Genomic DNA, 16,380 nt, shown 5'->3' with positions numbered 1-16,380 from the left:
CCTGTTATTCCTGATTTTTCTTTTCTTCAGCATAGTCGACATAGCTGCGAAACAGCGCTTCCCCAACGAGAAAAAAGGGCGCAAAAGCTGTCAGCTCCGTTTTTGGATAAACCGTCACCGTCTGGCTCGGCGCATAGAGATTGTAAGGCGTGAGCTGGGCGAGCAGATTATTTTTCAAATTAGTCAAAGAGATAAAAGGAATGCCTTTTGCCGACAGAGACTGTGCCTGCGGAATCAGCGACGGGGTTTCTCCTGACAGCGAAATGATGATGATCAGATCGGCCGGGCTAAAATCAGGAAACATGAGGTCGAAATCGATTTGATCTTTGATCACCGTCAAATAACGGTGCTGAGAAACAAACATTCGCTGCAGCTCATAAGCGCACGTGGTCTGAGCGGTACCTGAACCATAGACAAAAATGCGGTCTGCTTCGTCAATGAGCTGACACATCTTGCGCAAATCCGTATTTTTCAAATACTTCATGCTTGCTTCCATATCCCTCATGAGGCATTCAAAGGAACGGCAATCTTCCCGCTCTTCTTCCCGTTTCTCGGCCTCCCATTTCAGAAACACCCTGAACTCACTGTACCCGCTGAAATCCAATTTTTGAGAAAGCCTTAAAATCGATGTGCGGGATACGTTGCATTTCTTTGCTAATTCGTTGATGCCCAGCTTGTAGCAAGTGTCTTGATGGTTCAAAATATATTTCAAAACATGAAAGTCGTTTTCGTTCAGCATTTTATAATGCTTGTTCATTAATTCTTCCAACTGCATCATTTTCACCCCATTTATTCTCTGTCTCTATTATATAAAATACGAGAATAAATGGGAGATATGCCTGGGCTGGCCGGTATGGCTCAGGAGCCCAGGCGCTTTTATCCTTAAAGCGACGGCTGAAGATGTTCCGCGGAGAGCTCCGGCCAATATGCTTTGTTCGCTTCAATCAGATCATCGAGAATCAGTTTGGCTGTTCTTGCATTCGGCACGGTGCGCGACAAAATCAGAGCCTGCCAAAGCTTTTGATACGATTTTTCAATCCAGGCTTCAACGACAAGCTTTTCAACAGACACCTGCTGTTCCATCAGCCCTTTTTGGAACTGCGGTATCTTGCCGATTGTGATCGGCTCCGGACCGTTTTTGCCGACAATGCAAGGCACCTCAACCATCGCCGATGAATCGAAGTTTTGGATCGCTCCGTTATTTTCAACAATTAACAGCATCCGTTCACCGGTATTAAAAGCAAGGGCGCGCGCAAGGTCGACAATATATGAAGCATGATCATCAATTTTGATTTTGCTGCCGGCGCTGGATTGGGCTTTTGCGATTTTTTCACACTCGCCGAAAATGAATTTTTCCCGCCCTTCCATTACTTCGTTCGCCCGCGTGAATTCAGGGTTTGATTTTTTCACCATGTCATCGGGATAAAAATAATATTGCAAATACGTATTTGGAAGCGTCTCAGGATCGAGTTCATATACTTCCCTCGCTTTTTTGAACGTGTCGTTCCAGCTGGCCTCAGCCTTTTCATGTTCGTGTTCAGGAATATAGCCGAACTTCCCGACGTGCTCCTTGATCGCCGGCATCAGATCATTGCCGTTTTTATCACAAATTGACGTCCACCAGCCAAAATGATTAAGACCGTAATAACGGACGACCATCTCTTTTCGTGATGACAGCCCGAGAATTTGAGCCATCCTGTCTTCGATACCGATCGGCATATCGCAAATGTTCAGCACTTTTGATGTCGGCCGCAGCCTTCTCGTCGCTTCGGCAACGATTGCAGCCGGGTTTGAATAGTTCAGCATCCACGCATCAGGTGAATAAGTTTCCATATAATCAATGAGCTCAAGGACGCCGCCAATCGACCTCATTCCGTACGCAATCCCTCCGGGTCCGCACGTCTCCTGGCCGACGACTCCGTATTTCAGAGGGATCTTTTCATCGAGCTCGCGCATCGCATATTTGCCCACTCTGATATGAGCCATGACAAAATCAACATCGGAAAACGCCTCTTCCGGATCGGTTGTCGCTAAAAATTGAATGTGCGGAGCCCTTTCTCGAACCAACACTTCACAGGCGCCGGCTATCTTGTCTTGCCGCTCCCCATCATTGTCATACAATTTCAGCTGTCGGATCGGGAAATCATCCAAATTGTCCAAGAGCATCAATACAATCCCCGGGGTAAATGTGCTTCCTCCGCCTGCAATGACAATCGAATACGTTTTATCCATTTTTAAAGCCCCCTTATAAGCGTTTACAATTTACTTATATCATGCTGAAGGAGCCGTTCCAACAGGTTCGGGAAAGACAGTTCCTATACTCGCGTTCTGTTTATTTTCCCGAAAAACGGGAACTTTCCCGGCCGTTTTATGTCGTGTAGAATAAAGGCAATTCACTGAATTGGAGTGTGTTGTTGATGCTGATCGCAATCGGTTTATTTTTGCTGGCGGGCTTGGCTGAAATCGGCGGGGGCTATCTCGTATGGCTGTGGCTGAGGGAAGCCAAACCGCTGTGGTACGGGGTAGCCGGAGGGCTGACTTTAATCATTTACGGCATAATCCCGGCTTTTCAGGCGTTTCCATCGTTCGGGCGCGTCTATGCCGCGTACGGGGGCGTATTTATTATTCTGGCTGTGCTTTGGGGTTGGCTGGTGGACAAAAAAACCCCCGACCTCTATGATTGGGCCGGGGCCGTGATCTGTTTAGCCGGTGTCAGCGTCATGCTTTGGGCGCCGAGAGGTTAAAGGTTATACTTTCGAAGCCGCTTGTAAAATGTGCTTCTTGGAATTCCGGCCTGCTTAGCCGCTTCGGACACATTTCCTTTCGTTTTTTGCAAAGCTTCCATCATCGTTTGTTTTTGAACACGTTCTCTGAATGTGAGCCGGTCTTCTTCAGAAGGCGCGCCGCTTTTCCAATGGAGTCCGTCCAGCACCGCGCTGTATTGGGACGGGGCGATCAGCCCGCCGTCCGGAAATAAAACCCTGAGCCTTTCAAACGTATTAAAGAGCTCACGGACGTTTCCCGGCCAGTGATATTCTTGAAGCCGATTGAAAAAAATCGGCGGAAAATCGGCCTTCCACCCGTGTTGCTGCTGATAGTGGCGGAACAAATCAGGTATGTCCTCTTTGCGCTCTCTGAGCGGCGGTACTTTTACCGGATAAACATGAAGGCGGTAATACAGATCTTCACGTATCTTTCCTTTTTGGAGAAGATCTTTCAGATCACGGTGTGTTGCTGTGATGATTCTGATATCGAGGGGAACTTCACGGGTTCCGCCGATCGGGGTGACCTTCCGCTCTTCGATGATCCTTAAGAGCGCCACTTGCATCTGATAAGGGATCTCACCGATTTCATCGAGAAAAATCGTACCGCGGTGAGCCTGTTCAAACTTCCCTTTTGAACCGCGGCGCTTTGCTCCTGTAAATGCACCTTCGGCATAGCCGAACAATTCGCTCTCCATCAGGCTTTCAGGAATGGCGCCGCAGTTGACGGCGATAAAAGGCCCGTTTCTCCGGGCGCTTGCCTGATGAATTGCCCTTGCGGCAAGTTCCTTTCCGGAGCCTGTCTCCCCCCATATGTATACATTCGCATCCGTCTGAGCCGCAAGCCTCATGTCGTTAAGCGCCTGCTGAAACGCCCGGCTTGTTCCTGTTTCTCCTGGATAGATGAAACCGGATGCGAGTGATGGAGCTGTTTTTTTGCGGGAGACTTCAGCCAGTGCCATCGACTTTCCGAGGGGCCTCCCGTCTTTTGCGGAGAAAATCGTCTGCTTGTGCACGCCGGCAAACCCGCGCTCATACAGATCATTGACATCCATTCTCCTCCAGTCGGAAAAACGTTCCCGCACCGATCTGCTCGCAGCTACAATTTTGTCTTTTTCATTGCAGACGATAAACGGCTGATCCGAATCGATTTTTTCAAGACAATGGCTGATGAGCTCGGCTTCGTTTTTTTTCGTGTGTACGCTGACCTCGCGCTCGATGGCGTGTGCGGCAGTAGCAGCCATCCCAAGCATAAAGGGATGCCTTCTATCCGTGAGACAGGAAATATCGATCAAACCCATAACGGTGCCGTCTTCATCGCGAATCGGTGCAGCAGAACAGCTCCAATGATGGGATGCCACCGAAAAATGCTCGGTCCCGTGAATGGTGACAGCTTCGCCGATTTCAAGTGCGGTTCCGATGGCGTTCGTGCCGACTTCTGTTTCCGTCCAGCGCACACCCTCAACAAAATTGATTTTTTTCGCCTCTTCAAGCGTCCTCAGGCATCCGGCCAAACTCAATACGTACCCGTCGGCATCGATCAAGAGCGCCATCATTTCCGACTCTTTTAATTCACGGCTGATATTGTGTAAATAAGGCAGGGCGATATCGAGGAATAACGAATGTTTCTTTTTTTGAGCGTTGAATAAATCCTTTTTTAAAATTGACTGTCCTTTATCTAAATACGGATTTACATTTCGGCTTTTGCAGCGGTACCATGATTCCATGACTCTTTTGTTCAAGCGGGCCTGGTCAAGGAGCCCCTCCTGAACAAAACGTTTCCACGTATTTAAATAGCAGGGCGTCGGATTCATTCCATCCTCTCCTAATGCTTTTTCCTCATTATATTATAAAAGCGCTTTCAATATCGATAAAAAAAACTCCGCACTTACCTGCTGTGCGAAGTTTTCCATTATTCAGCAATGAACCGCCTGGCCTGCGACTTGCAGCAAAGCTTCGTGAATCGTTTCCGAAAGAGTCGGATGAGCCGCGATGAAGTGCTCCATTGCGTCTGCCGTCAGCTCAGCGTGCATCATCACGGCTGCCTGGCCGATCAGTTCGGTTGCTCCCGGACCCACGATCGAAACCCCGACAATTTCCTGATACTCCGGCTCTGTGATGATCTTGACCTTACCGGCAGCCTCATTTAAAATAAGTGCTTTTCCGTTTGAAGAAAACGGAAACTCACCGATACGAACATCCCCGTAGCGCTCCCTCGCCTTTTTTTCATTTAAGCCGACGCTTGCGATCTCAGGCGAGGTATAGATGCAGCGCGGAATGATTTCACTGTTGACCTTCATGTCTTTGCCTGAGGCATGGGATGCGGCGACGATTCCTTCGTGAAAGGCGGCATGCGCCAGCTGAACTCCGCCTGTGATATCCCCGCACGCATAAATATGCGGAATGTTTGTCTGCATATGCTGGTTGACTTGAATCCCTTTCCTGTCATATCGCACTCCGATATGCTCAAGCTTCAAATCAGCAGTTCTCGGTTTTCGGCCGACGGCGACCAGACATCGATCCGCTTGAATATTAAAGCTGTCATCGCCATTTTTCAGAAAGACGCGCTGCCGGGCAGGATCAAGACGCTCCACTTGTACAGATGTGAAAACACGGACGCCGGATTCTTCGAGACTTGTGTGCAGAAAGGCGGCAATATCCGGATCTTCCTCAGGCAAAATCTGTTCCGCTTGCTCGGCTATCACTACGTTCGCTCCCAACCTGCTGTATATACTGGCAAATTCACAACCGATGATTCCTCCGCCGATAATAAAAATTGTTTCAGGAATGGACGGCAATGACATGGCATCTCCGCTGTCGATGATCCAGCTCCCGTCAAAAGACGCAAAAGGCAGTGCGGCAGGTTCCGCTCCTGCCGCTATAATCACATGCCCGGCATTGATGACCTCCTGTTTTCCGTCCTTTTCAACAAGTATGTCGTGTTCCGACAAGAACGATGCTTTTCCTTGCAGCACCTTGATTTTGTTTTTATTCATCAAATATTTAATACCCCCGGCGAGCCGCTGAATGATCTCTCTTTTACGGCTTTGGACGGCCTCCCACTGAACCGTCGGGCTTTCGCCTGCCAGCCCGATGCCGAATGCGCCGGCGGACTTTACTTTCTCGAACATATCGGCGCTCTCAAGAAGCGCTTTTGTCGGTATGCACCCTTCATTTAAACACGTCCCTCCGAGGGGGCCATCTTCAATCAGGATGACTTCTCTGCTATTCTTGGCGGCTGTTATCGCCGCCACGTAACCCGCAGGTCCCCCTCCTATAATCGCGAGTGTCACAGTCTATCCACCTTCTCTCTATAAAAGAATCGATGCAGGATCTTCCAAATATTTTTTTACATCTGAAAGGAATGCTGCAGCAGGCGCACCATCAAGCGCGCGGTGATCAAAAGTCAGACTGAGCGGCAGAATGGCGCCCTTTGTCAGTTCTCCGTCTTGATAGACGGGGGCCGAATACATTTGGCCGATTCCAAGTATCCCGGTTTCCGGCGGATTTAAGATCGGCGTAAAGTGCTCGACACCATATGCGCCGAGATTTGTAATCGTAAATGTCGATCCTTCTATTTCGTCGTGCAGAAGCCTACCTTCCCGCGCTTTTTTGGCGTACCATTTGATTTTCTTGGCCAGTTCGATCAGCGGGAGCCGCTCGGCATGACGGATGACGGGAACGGCCAGGCCTTCGTCCAAAGCGGCCGCCACTCCTAAATGAACATGCTCAAAGGTCGCAAGCCTTCCGTCTTGATAAACGCTGTTCATAGCCGGATGATCCAAAAGCGAAAAAACAGCTGCCCTGGCGGCAAAATCAGTGATCGTCAGCTTTGTATCATACCTGGATTGAGCTGTTTCATTAAGCTGTTTTTGCAGGGCTGTTAATTTCGTGATGTCCGCCTTCATCGTAATCGTCAGCTGGGCGCTGTTTTGCAGGCTTTCCGTCATTCTTGCGGCAATCGTTTTCCTCATCGGGCTTGCCGGCGGACGATCTTCAGCCTTATCCGCCTGCTTGTTCGGCCTGTCGGGAAGCGCCTGCAGCACATCCGCTTTCGTAATTCTCCCCCCGGGCCCCGTGCCTTTCAGCGTTTTGATGTCTATATTTGCGCTTTGCGCGATTTTGCGTGCAGCCGGAGAAATTTTAATCCGTTCTTTCGGGGAATCCGGCTGTTTTGTTTGACTTTCCGGCGTTTGTTCGTTTTCATTCCCGATCTGGCAGATGACCGTTCCCGGCGGCACTCCCTCTCCTTCGGACACTTTGATGTCCAACACGGTTCCGTTTGCCGGAGATTCGATTTCCATTTCGATTTTTTCGGAATTGATGCTGGCAATGCTTTCTCCTTTTTCAACGGCTTCACCGACTTTTTTATTCCAGACGGAAACCGTACCTTCTTTCATCGCCATTCCCAATTTCGGCATGACAACCTCGACAGCCATGTTCTCCTCTCCTTTCCAATCTTTATACCGTATGTGTTGAGATTTCTCCGAGCATCTCCAGCACGGTGTTCACCACTTTTTCCGGCGTCGGCAAATACAGGTCTTCAAGAGGCGGTGAAAATGGCACCGGCGTATGTGGAGCCGTGACCTTTTTAACCGGTGCGTCAAGCGAATCAAATCCTTTATCTGCCGCCAATGATGCGATATCCGCGGCGATGCTGCATCTCGGATTGGCTTCATCGACGATCACAAGCCTGTTTGTTTTTTCAACAGATGCAAGGACGGCCTCTTCATCAAGCGGTGAAAGACTCCTCGGATCAAGAACTTCGGCTTCGATTCCCTGCAGTGAGAGCTGTTCCGCCGCTTGAAGCGCCGTATAAACCTGTTTGCCGACTGCGACAATCGTTACATCAGCGCCTTTCCGCTTGATATCGGCTTTTCCGATCGGAAGCGTGTAATATTCTTCCGGCACATCGCCTGTCATGTTGTACAGCGTTTTGTCTTCAAAAAAGATAACCGGGTCCTGATCCTCAATCGCAGCGAGCAATAAGCCTTTCGCATCGTACGGGGTCGACGGCACAATCACTTTCAAGCCGGGAATGCTTGTAAATAGGGCATACAAGCTTTGCGAATGCTGGGCGGCTGCCCTAAAGCCGGCGCCGTGGGTCGTCCGGATCGTAATCGGAACTTCCGCTTTGCCGCCAAACATGTAGCGGAACTTCGCTCCCTGGTTCAGCACCTGGTCCAAACACGTGCCGATAAAATCGTTAAACATCAATTCCGCGATCGGCCTTAAACCTGTTGAAGCCGCCGCCATGGCTGCGCCGATGTACCCCGCTTCACTAATCGGCGTATCAAGGACGCGCTCCCGTCCAAATTCCTGAACAATCCCTTTCGTGACGCCAAGCACACCGCCCCATGCTTCATCATCCTGCAGATGATCGACATTCGCTCCTCCTGCGACATCTTCCCCCATTAAAATGACGTGATCGTCCTTTCTCATCGCAAGTTTGATCGCTTCATTCAATGCGGCTGACATGCTGATTTCCCTCGTCATGTTTCCTTCCCCCTTCATGAATTAATAGGATACATATACATCTGTCAGCAGTTCGGTTTCTTCCGGATAAGCGCTTTTTTCGCTGAATGCGACCGCTTCCTCGACCGCTTCTTCAACTTCTTTTTCAATCCGTAACTGCTCTTCTTCACTCATCAGCCCTTTTGCCAGCAATTCGCTTTTGAACACGGCAATGGCATCTTTCTCTTCCTGATGCACCGCTTTTTCGTCATTTGTTTTGTAGCGCTGGGCATCTCCTTCAAAATGGCCGTAGTTCCGGTATGTCATACACTCAATAAGCGTCGGTCCTTCACCGTTTTTGGCACGCTCTATCGCCCGGCCCGCAGCCTGGAAAACCGCGGCTGCATCTTTTCCATCCACGCGAATGCCCGGAATCCCGTAGGCGGCCGCACGATCTGCGATCGACTCGCAGCTTGACGCATAGGAAAACGGCGTCGCTTCGCCATACCCGTTGTTTTCGGCGACAAATATGACAGGGAGCTTCCAGATGGCGGCAAGGTTGATCCCTTCGTGAAACGTCCCCTGGTTGTTGGCGCCGTCGCCAAAAAAGCAAACGCTTACATTTTTAGTCTTTTTATACTTTGCAGTGAGGGCAGCTCCGCAGGCCAAGGGAAATCCCCCGCCGACGATTCCGTTTGCGCCTAGCATCCCTTTGTCAAAGTCTGCGATATGCATCGATCCGCCTTTTCCTTTGCAAAGTCCTGCAGATTTCCCGTATATCTCGGCCATCATCCCTTTCAAGTCGCACCCTTTTGCAATGCAGTGCCCATGGCCGCGATGTGTGCTCGTGATGGTGTCTTCATCATTCAGATGGGCGCAGACGCCCGCAGCGACCGCTTCTTCCCCGGCGTAAAGATGGACAAAACCCGGCAGTATCCCTTTAGCAAACAGCTGATGAACCCGATCTTCGAAATAGCGGATTTCCAGCATTTTTTGATACATCCATACCGCCTTTTCCTTTGTCAGTGCCTCTTCCATATGAAAAAACCTCCTGTCTTTTTTTACTCACACGTTATGATGCAAAAATCGTGCCAGCTCTCCGACGCGAACATGAAGCTCTTTTCAGACGAACATCCTTCCAAAACAAGAGACAAAACGAGACGGGTGTCTCAATTTGTCTACTTCATCAGTTGCGGAAATGTCTTTGCCGCAGTTAGAATGAACGGTAGAGACGAAGGAGGTTTTTTTCATGAAGAAAGCGTATGTTTTTTTAATCGGCGGATTTGAAGAAATCGAAGCGATAGCAACGATTGATATTTTACGGAGAGCCGAAGTCGAGACCGTCACCGTCTCGCTTGATCCATCGCGCAGCGTGAAAGGCGGGCATGACATTGTCGTCGAGGCAGACGTCATGTTTGAGGATGCTGATTTTCAAAAAGCGGATATGCTGATTCTTCCGGGTGGGAATGTAGGCAGCAAAAAAATGCTGGAACACCAAGCTTTGCACAAGACGCTGACAGAAGCGGCGGATGCAGGAAAATATGTCGCCGCTATCTGCGCCGCAACGATGACGCTCGGAAAAACGGGGCTTGTCAGCGGGAAAAAAGCGACCTGCTATCCCGGGGTTGAAGAACATTTAACAGGAGCGGATGTCACTGCAAATGAAAATGTTGTCGTAGATGGAAACATCATTACTTCCAGAGGCCCGGCGACCACGATTCCATTTGCCCTCAAGCTTGCCGAATTGCTGAACGGCAAAGAAAAAGCCGATGCAGTTGCCAAGGGAATGCTCGTCTGCTAAGACGGCATTCCTCTTTTTTATCCATAAAAGAACGGTATTGACATCATAAATCTTAAAAGATATGATATTTAAAAAGTAATTCCGTAAAATCAATAATTGTAATCTCATGCAAAAGAGCTTTAGCATTCGGCTATAATCCCTATGGTCGCGTGAAAAAGCACCCTTTACCATGTATGACATTAACATTTTGATAGGACGGTATATTTCATTTTCCCTATACTCATGTATAAGGAAAAGAAATATACCGTTTTTCAGGAGGATATAACATTGAAAAAACAGAAAGTGACAAAGGGGTCTCTGGAGGCGGAGATCAGCAAAACCTTAACCCAATGGGAAAAAGACTATTTGGGCCGCGGCTCCGTGTCTGTTAAAACAGACATTCTCAGAAATATGGTCATCATTTCCCTGAACGGTATTTTGACACCCGCCGAATACGAACTTTGCAGTACAAAAGAAGGCCTGCTGTCAATTAAAAGAACCCGCTCCGGTTTGGTGGAATCGGGTATAGAACAACTGAGCCGCATAATGAAGGAGCTGACCGGTGAAGAGACGATCAGCTTTCACACGGATATCAGCACCCGCACTGGCGAGCGGATCATGGTATTTAAATTGGCAAACGACCTGCAAAAAAAATTGGCATAGAAAAACGGAAGATCTTTAAAGCATGAACATGAGTTAAAGATAAGCCGGTATTATTCAGAAAGATTGGCTGAAATGGGCCGATCCTGAATATACCGGCTTTTTTTACGTTTTCAGAAAGGAAGGCAAGACATGAAACAGTATGTTCTTTTCCATCATCCCGACGGAGGGATGCCGGATGTTTGATCTGCTAGATTCTTTATTTTGGCTGAAAATATTTTTCGCGTCGCTTGCGCTTTGTTTGTTAAGCGCACTGCTCGTCCTGAATCGAAAGGTTCCATTGGCATATGTACGGATTCACGCCAAGATCATCGCCCTGCCGCCGCTTGCCGCGCTGGCAGCATTGATAACGGCAAATCCCGGGCAAGCTGGAGCTCCTTGGCGCTTGGATTCGCTGGCTTGGCTGATCGCCTTGTTTGTCTTGACAATCGGCTTCATCGTCCAGCGCTACTCTGTCCGGTATTTGTTCGGCGACCGCTCCTACCGTAAATTTTTTGTGCTGCTGACGCTTACAACAGGAGGCGCTTCATGCGCCTGGCTGAACGATGATCTTCGCTGGCTCCTCCTATGCTGGGGTATCACACTTTTCGGCTTGACCGCGCTAATCGGCTTAAACAGCGCGTGGCAAGCGGCCAAAAATGCCGCTTTGTATGCGGGCCGGATCTTTGCGCTCAGCTGGCTGGCGATAGCAGCAGCCGCTCTTTGGCTGTCTCTCGCGACAGGACACTGGCAGCTATCATCCGCCATAGCGGAGGAAAGCCTTGTACAGCTCAGCTCATGGGAGAAAACCGGGATTGGCCTCCTTATCATTTTAACGGTGATGATTCCTGCGGCACAGTGGCCGTTTCATCGCTGGCTGCTCGATTCGGCAATCGCTCCGACTCCCGTTTCCGCGGTCATGCACGCCGGACTCGTAAATGTAGGCGGCGTCATGCTGACCCGTTTCGCACCGATGTTCAGCGGTGATGGTCTGCAGCTTATTCTGCTTGTTCCCGCCGTCTTTTCCGTCTTGCTCGGAACGGGCATGATGATCGTCCAGACGGACTACAAGCGGCAGCTCGCAGCTTCAACGGTCGCGCAGATGGGTTTTATGCTCGTCCAATGCGCATTAGGAGCCTATATTGCGGCTGTTATTCACCTCATTTTGCACGGCCTGTTCAAAGCCGCCCTTTTCCTGCAAGCCGGATCAGCGGTGCGCCGTTATGAATCGTTCGCCTCTAAACGGGGCAGACCGGCTCTTTTCTGGGACATGATAGGCGGCGCCTTTGCTCTTACTGTCGTCATCGGAATCTGGGTCTCAGCTGCGGACGATGGCTATCAATTGATCAGCGCCCTTGTTTTAGGCTGGGCATTGTTCATTGCTTGGAGACAGCTTGTCACAGCCAATGACGGTCGCGTCACACGAATGGCCGGGCTTTTCATTTTAACGGGGGCTTCACTCGCGTTTGCCATCATTCATTCCGGTTTACACGGGCTCCTGAAGGAAGCTGTTGTACAGGGGGCGCAACCGCCCGTCATGGCGGCCGTTTTAACGGTAGTCGTTTTGTTAGCTGGTACTGCGGCCGGCGCCTTGATCGTTCGGCAGCGGTTTGCATGGTCCGGCGCACTTTATCTGTGTCTTGTAAAAACGGGTGAGCCTCATTTTGAATCGGTCGAAGAACGGCCGAATTATCTTGACCAATATCTTACTCAAGGAGGTCGTCAATCATGAAAGCAGCACCCACATTGTCTAAACAATTGATCTTCAAATATGAACATCAGACAGCGGACTTTAATATTGATGAATCGGTTCAATCAGCAGCACGAGTCATTGCGCCGCTTTGGCCGATTGAAACCTTTGCCGCGCGCCATCCGTGGATGGGTCTTGAAGAACAGACATTTGAACAGACGGCCCGGCAGCTTAAACAGCAGCTTCAGGTTGATATATACCCAAAGTCCTCCATTTTCCGCTCCGCAAAACAAAGGGGAGAAATCGATGAGGCCATTCTTGAAAAAAAGCTGACGCATTGGCTCGATTCACATCAGCCCGGCATGCAGAGGGAAACAGCGGAAGCGTTTTGCAAAGCCGCGCTCAAGCTGGATGAAATCCCTGAAAAGCTCTTGAGATCCCGGCAAGTCGAAAAGCTTGCCAAACAAGCGGCGCGTGGGACAATCGATGATCAAAAAACACGCTTGATCAAACCGCTCAGCGTTTTTGCCGGACAAAAAACCGCTCACCTTCTTGATCATCATGTGATTAAATGGTGCAAGCTGTTTCTCGATGAATCACAATCGGCATGGCGGCTTCCACATCGCGAGAAAGGGTTTTACAGCGCTTGGCGGCAGCTTGTTGAACATGATCCCGCCCTGGCGCGAGCGGAACGCCAACGACTGAAAGGGTGGCCGGAGGAGCCTCGGGACGCGATGAAAAGAGCACTCCGAGCGCTTGATATTTCTGATGGAGACGTTCAGGCATACCTTGAAGCTCATTTGCTCTCTCTTCCGGGATGGGCCGGGATGATGCTTTGGCGTTCCCAGCAATCGCAGGACGAACAAGGGCTGCTTCTCGAGTATTTGGCCATCCGGCTTTCAATGGAATGGATGCTTATTGAACCTTATTTGCCGCTGTCTAAGCCAAAACCTGAAAAAGAGATGCAGGTCGTTCCTTTGATTGCCGCCTGGCTGCATTGGGGCGGCCTGACGCCTGACGAATGGCTCAAACTTTCAGCAGCAGAGCAAAAAGCAAGATTAACACTCGCCCGCCGCTTTGATGATCTAACGCGCAGGCGCATCTGGCTGGAAGCATGGGAACAATCATACGCTGCTGAGGTAAGGAACCTCATCACGGCAAACAAACCTGCCGCTGCCGCCAAAAGTGAAGCGGCGCTGGCCCAGCTTGCATTTTGTATTGATGTCCGTTCAGAGCCGTTCCGACGGGCATTGGAAAAGTCAGGCCCTTTTGAAACGTATGGAACAGCGGGCTTTTTCAATCTGGCAATCGAAACGTGCGAACTTGGCACTAAGCACACTCACAGCTCTCTGCCGGTCATCCTTAAACCTCAGCATCGAGTAAATGAAACGGCCGATAAATCAAGCTTTAAATCGTATCAAGAACATAAAAAAGCAGCAGCTTCGCTGAGCTCCGCCTTTAAAAAGATGAAACAGAATCTATTGGCGGGTATGCTCCTTCCCGAAGTGAGCGGGCCATGGCTGAGCCTGCAAATGGCCGCGCGCAGCCTGGTCCCCCGCACAGCCGGGCAAACTTTCCGGAATGCGCGGAAAACATGGCTGAAAAAGCCTCAGGCAAAGCTCTCGCTTGATCGTATGGAAACATCTGATGCCGGTATTCCGGTCGGATTTACGGATGAAGAAAAAGCCGCCTATGCCAGACAGGCATTAAAGATGATGGGGATCACCGACCGGTTCGCTCCGCTGGTTGTCATTTGCGGGCACGCCAGCAGAAGCACGAATAACCCTTATGCATCGGCATTGGACTGCGGCGCCTGCGGAGGCGCATCAGGCGCTTTTAACGCACGCGTCCTAGCCGCTTTATGCAACCTTCCGAGCGTCAGACAGAGGCTCCGCTCCGACGGCATTTTTATTCCGGATGATACGGTATTCGCCGCCGCAGAGCACATTACAACATTGGATGAACTGCAGTGGCTCTATGTACCTGAGCTTCCGGCTAAAGCTCAACAAGCGTTCGACCGCATCAACTCGGTGCTTCCTGATGTGAGCCGTACTGTCGGAGCCGAACGCTTAGAAGAGCTGCCGCAGCTCGGCTACCAAAATCCGCGGAATGAAGTTGAGCGCTTCGCCGAAGATTGGAGCGAAATCCGTCCAGAATGGGGGCTGGCCCGAAATGCTTCATTCATCATCGGCACACGCCGGCTTACACGCGAAGCTGATCTTGAAGGAAGAGCTTTTCTGCACAGCTATGACTGGCGGAATGACGAGGACGGCTCCATCCTCAGCGGCATCATTTCAGGGCCTGGAACAGTAGCCCAATGGATCAATCTGCAATATTACGCGTCAACCGTCGCACCGCATTATTATGGAAGCGGAAATAAGGCAACTCAAACCGTCACTTCAGGCCTCGGCGTCATGCAAGGAAATGCAAGCGATCTTTTGGCCGGTCTCCCGTGGCAGTCCGTCATGCGGTCGGATGACGAAATATATCATGCGCCTCTCAGACTCCTGATCGTGATCGAAGCACCGGATGATGCTATCGAACGTCTCCTTGACCGCGATCACAGCTTCCGGCAAAAGGCGGAGAACGGATGGATCCACCTGGCATCTATTAACCCGGAGGGAAAATGGAAGAACTGGACAAACACGATAAATGAATGAGGTGAAATGTCATGGAAGAAAACAAAAAAATACTGATGATTATCGGAATGGAGAAACAGCTTGAACAGACCATCTGCCGGGCAGGGAATATTCAGCCTGAGAACGCCCTTGTTTTAAAAAGCGTCTTCCCTGATATTTCACAGCCCTACGGTGATATGATGAGGGATATCATTACCCTTGTCCACCGGAACAAAGCGGAAGAAATTTGGATTGTCCGCGATAAATACGAGCAAACGGCAGATAAAGATATTTCTGACCTTTTAAATAGAAACAAAGATTTAAGCGATAGAATGCAAACTTTAGAGTACCTTTTCCAAAACTGCAGTCCGGAATTTCCGTACGGCAGCATCGATGAATGGCTGTCACCGAGCGAAAATGCGGCCGAAGGCGTCCAAAAAAGCGTCGCCTCCATCCGACAGCACCCGTTAATCCCTTCGCACGTCAATGTAAAAGGATTTCTAATCGAAAATTCGGTTTTAACGGAAATTGAAACCTTAAACAAAAACGGAGCCCGATAACAGGGCTCCGTTTTGTCTTAAACACAGGCATTCTTTACACAACAGCAGACCGCTGATAAAATCTCTGAATATGCATGGTAATATAGCACAGCTCTTTTTCCGGAAATTCAAAGCCATACTCCCGCTTCACAAATGCCCCGATTTCTTCTGCGCACATAAACGCTTGTCCAAACTTCTTTTTAATGAGGCTGATCATTTCACCATCCATTTCGTAAAATGTCTCTCCCGATTCAATATGCTGAATGGCGAAACGGAGATGGTTGACAAGCCGCTCATACGAAATCGTCTCATCCTTTATTTTAATGTTGAGTTTATCTTCGATAATCTCGATAATATCCTTGATCATCGTTGTGAGATCGAGCGTTTTTGTCATATCTCCCGCGTTTGTTTTCGCTGTATGAATATGAAGCGCAATATTGGCGACTTCATCCTCCGGAATATCGATCTTCAGCTTATCTTTAATGAGGGCCTTTGCCCAGCGGCCGATTTGAAATTCTTTCGTATAGAGGACTTTAACTTCCTGAAGCAGCGGATTTTTAATGACCATTCCCTTGCTTAACCGTTCTATCGCGAATGATAAATGATCTGAAAAAGCGACATGGATTCGCTCATTGATTTTGATCCCGAGCTCTTTTTCCGCATGAGAAATAATGTCCTCCGCCACCTGAATATGATCTTCCGGCAACGTTTTTAAGATCTCCTCGAATTGGCGGTATTCTGTTGAATCTTTCATCACAAATATTTTTTCAATTTTAGATCTATCGACAATATCATTCTTCTTTTTTTGAAATGCGATTCCGGAACCTAATACGATCTTTTCCTCGCCGCCATCCTTGACGACGAGCGCATTGTTATTTAAGATTTTTTTTACTTTCAT

The 16,380-nt window shown here is 49.5% G+C and carries 14 protein-coding genes; 6 read left to right on the top strand and 8 right to left on the bottom strand.

Going from position 1 to position 16,380, the window contains the following annotated elements:
* Nucleotides 1–4 precede the first annotated feature (4 nt).
* A complete protein-coding gene (locus M1D59_RS04470; protein ID WP_458117829.1) occupies nucleotides 5–775 on the bottom strand; it encodes a MurR/RpiR family transcriptional regulator in 771 nt (256 codons plus the stop codon).
* Between the two features lie 107 nt (nucleotides 776–882).
* The gene (gene glvA / locus M1D59_RS04465; RefSeq protein ID WP_020450600.1) at nucleotides 883–2,232 is read right to left on the bottom strand and encodes a maltose-6'-phosphate glucosidase; all 1,350 of its coding nucleotides are present in this window, start codon (nucleotides 2,230–2,232) and stop codon (nucleotides 883–885) included.
* A 182-nt stretch (nucleotides 2,233–2,414) separates the two neighbouring features.
* On the opposite strand from glvA, the gene M1D59_RS04460 reads away from it, so the two are divergent.
* Complete coding sequence (locus M1D59_RS04460) at nucleotides 2,415–2,744, top strand: YnfA family protein (protein WP_161513128.1); 330 nt, start codon at nucleotides 2,415–2,417, stop codon at nucleotides 2,742–2,744.
* Here M1D59_RS04460 and M1D59_RS04455 read toward each other — a convergent pair.
* The 5 genes from M1D59_RS04455 to M1D59_RS04435 all read right to left on the bottom strand — a co-directional run bounded on the left by M1D59_RS04455 (nucleotide 2,741) and on the right by M1D59_RS04435 (nucleotide 9,254).
* On the bottom strand, nucleotides 2,741–4,576 hold the full coding sequence (locus M1D59_RS04455) for a sigma-54-dependent Fis family transcriptional regulator (protein WP_020450598.1): 1,836 nt from the start codon (nucleotides 4,574–4,576) through the stop codon (nucleotides 2,741–2,743). The two genes, M1D59_RS04460 and M1D59_RS04455, sit on opposite strands and share 4 nt — an antisense overlap.
* Before the next feature lie 102 nt (nucleotides 4,577–4,678).
* On the bottom strand, nucleotides 4,679–6,055 hold the full coding sequence (gene lpdA, locus M1D59_RS04450; RefSeq protein ID WP_216922033.1) for a dihydrolipoyl dehydrogenase: 1,377 nt from the start codon (nucleotides 6,053–6,055) through the stop codon (nucleotides 4,679–4,681).
* Nucleotides 6,056–6,073: 18 nt separating this feature from the next.
* The gene (locus M1D59_RS04445) at nucleotides 6,074–7,201 is read right to left on the bottom strand and encodes a dihydrolipoamide acetyltransferase family protein (protein ID WP_079289350.1); all 1,128 of its coding nucleotides are present in this window, start codon (nucleotides 7,199–7,201) and stop codon (nucleotides 6,074–6,076) included.
* A gap of 22 nt (nucleotides 7,202–7,223) precedes the next feature.
* Nucleotides 7,224–8,258, bottom strand: coding sequence for an alpha-ketoacid dehydrogenase subunit beta (locus M1D59_RS04440; protein WP_268489595.1), 1,035 nt, complete (start codon nucleotides 8,256–8,258; stop codon nucleotides 7,224–7,226).
* Between the two features lie 21 nt (nucleotides 8,259–8,279).
* Nucleotides 8,280–9,254 (bottom strand): thiamine pyrophosphate-dependent dehydrogenase E1 component subunit alpha, encoded by a 975-nt coding sequence (locus tag M1D59_RS04435; protein ID WP_101561777.1) that lies wholly within the window; start codon nucleotides 9,252–9,254, stop codon nucleotides 8,280–8,282.
* Nucleotides 9,255–9,465: 211 nt separating this feature from the next.
* Here M1D59_RS04435 and M1D59_RS04430 point away from each other — a divergent pair, with 211 nt between their 5' ends.
* The 5 genes from M1D59_RS04430 to M1D59_RS04410 all read left to right on the top strand — a co-directional run bounded on the left by M1D59_RS04430 (nucleotide 9,466) and on the right by M1D59_RS04410 (nucleotide 15,503).
* The gene (locus tag M1D59_RS04430; protein WP_016886252.1) at nucleotides 9,466–10,017 is read left to right on the top strand and encodes a DJ-1 family glyoxalase III; all 552 of its coding nucleotides are present in this window, start codon (nucleotides 9,466–9,468) and stop codon (nucleotides 10,015–10,017) included.
* Nucleotides 10,018–10,284: 267 nt separating this feature from the next.
* Nucleotides 10,285–10,659, top strand: a complete 375-nt coding sequence (locus M1D59_RS04425) for a Na-translocating system protein MpsC family protein (RefSeq protein WP_016886253.1) — start codon at nucleotides 10,285–10,287, stop codon at nucleotides 10,657–10,659.
* Nucleotides 10,660–10,834: 175 nt separating this feature from the next.
* Nucleotides 10,835–12,367: an NADH dehydrogenase subunit 5 gene (locus tag M1D59_RS04420; RefSeq protein ID WP_458117828.1), complete on the top strand. Its 1,533-nt coding sequence runs from the start codon at nucleotides 10,835–10,837 to the stop codon at nucleotides 12,365–12,367.
* A complete protein-coding gene (locus M1D59_RS04415; RefSeq protein WP_458117827.1) occupies nucleotides 12,364–14,985 on the top strand; it encodes a DUF2309 domain-containing protein in 2,622 nt (873 codons plus the stop codon). The genes M1D59_RS04420 and M1D59_RS04415 overlap by 4 nt, the downstream gene beginning before the upstream one ends.
* An 11-nt stretch (nucleotides 14,986–14,996) precedes the next feature.
* Nucleotides 14,997–15,503, top strand: a complete 507-nt coding sequence (locus tag M1D59_RS04410) for a carbonic anhydrase (RefSeq protein ID WP_026580640.1) — start codon at nucleotides 14,997–14,999, stop codon at nucleotides 15,501–15,503.
* 34 nt (nucleotides 15,504–15,537) lie between these two features.
* Here M1D59_RS04410 and M1D59_RS04405 read toward each other — a convergent pair whose 3' ends face one another.
* On the bottom strand, nucleotides 15,538–16,380 hold the full coding sequence (locus M1D59_RS04405; protein WP_020450591.1) for a PRD domain-containing protein: 843 nt from the start codon (nucleotides 16,378–16,380) through the stop codon (nucleotides 15,538–15,540).

Source organism: Bacillus sp. PK6-026, assembly GCF_054161455.1.
Note: the sequence above shows the minus strand (reverse complement) of the source record. Positions and strands in the feature narration are given on the sequence as shown.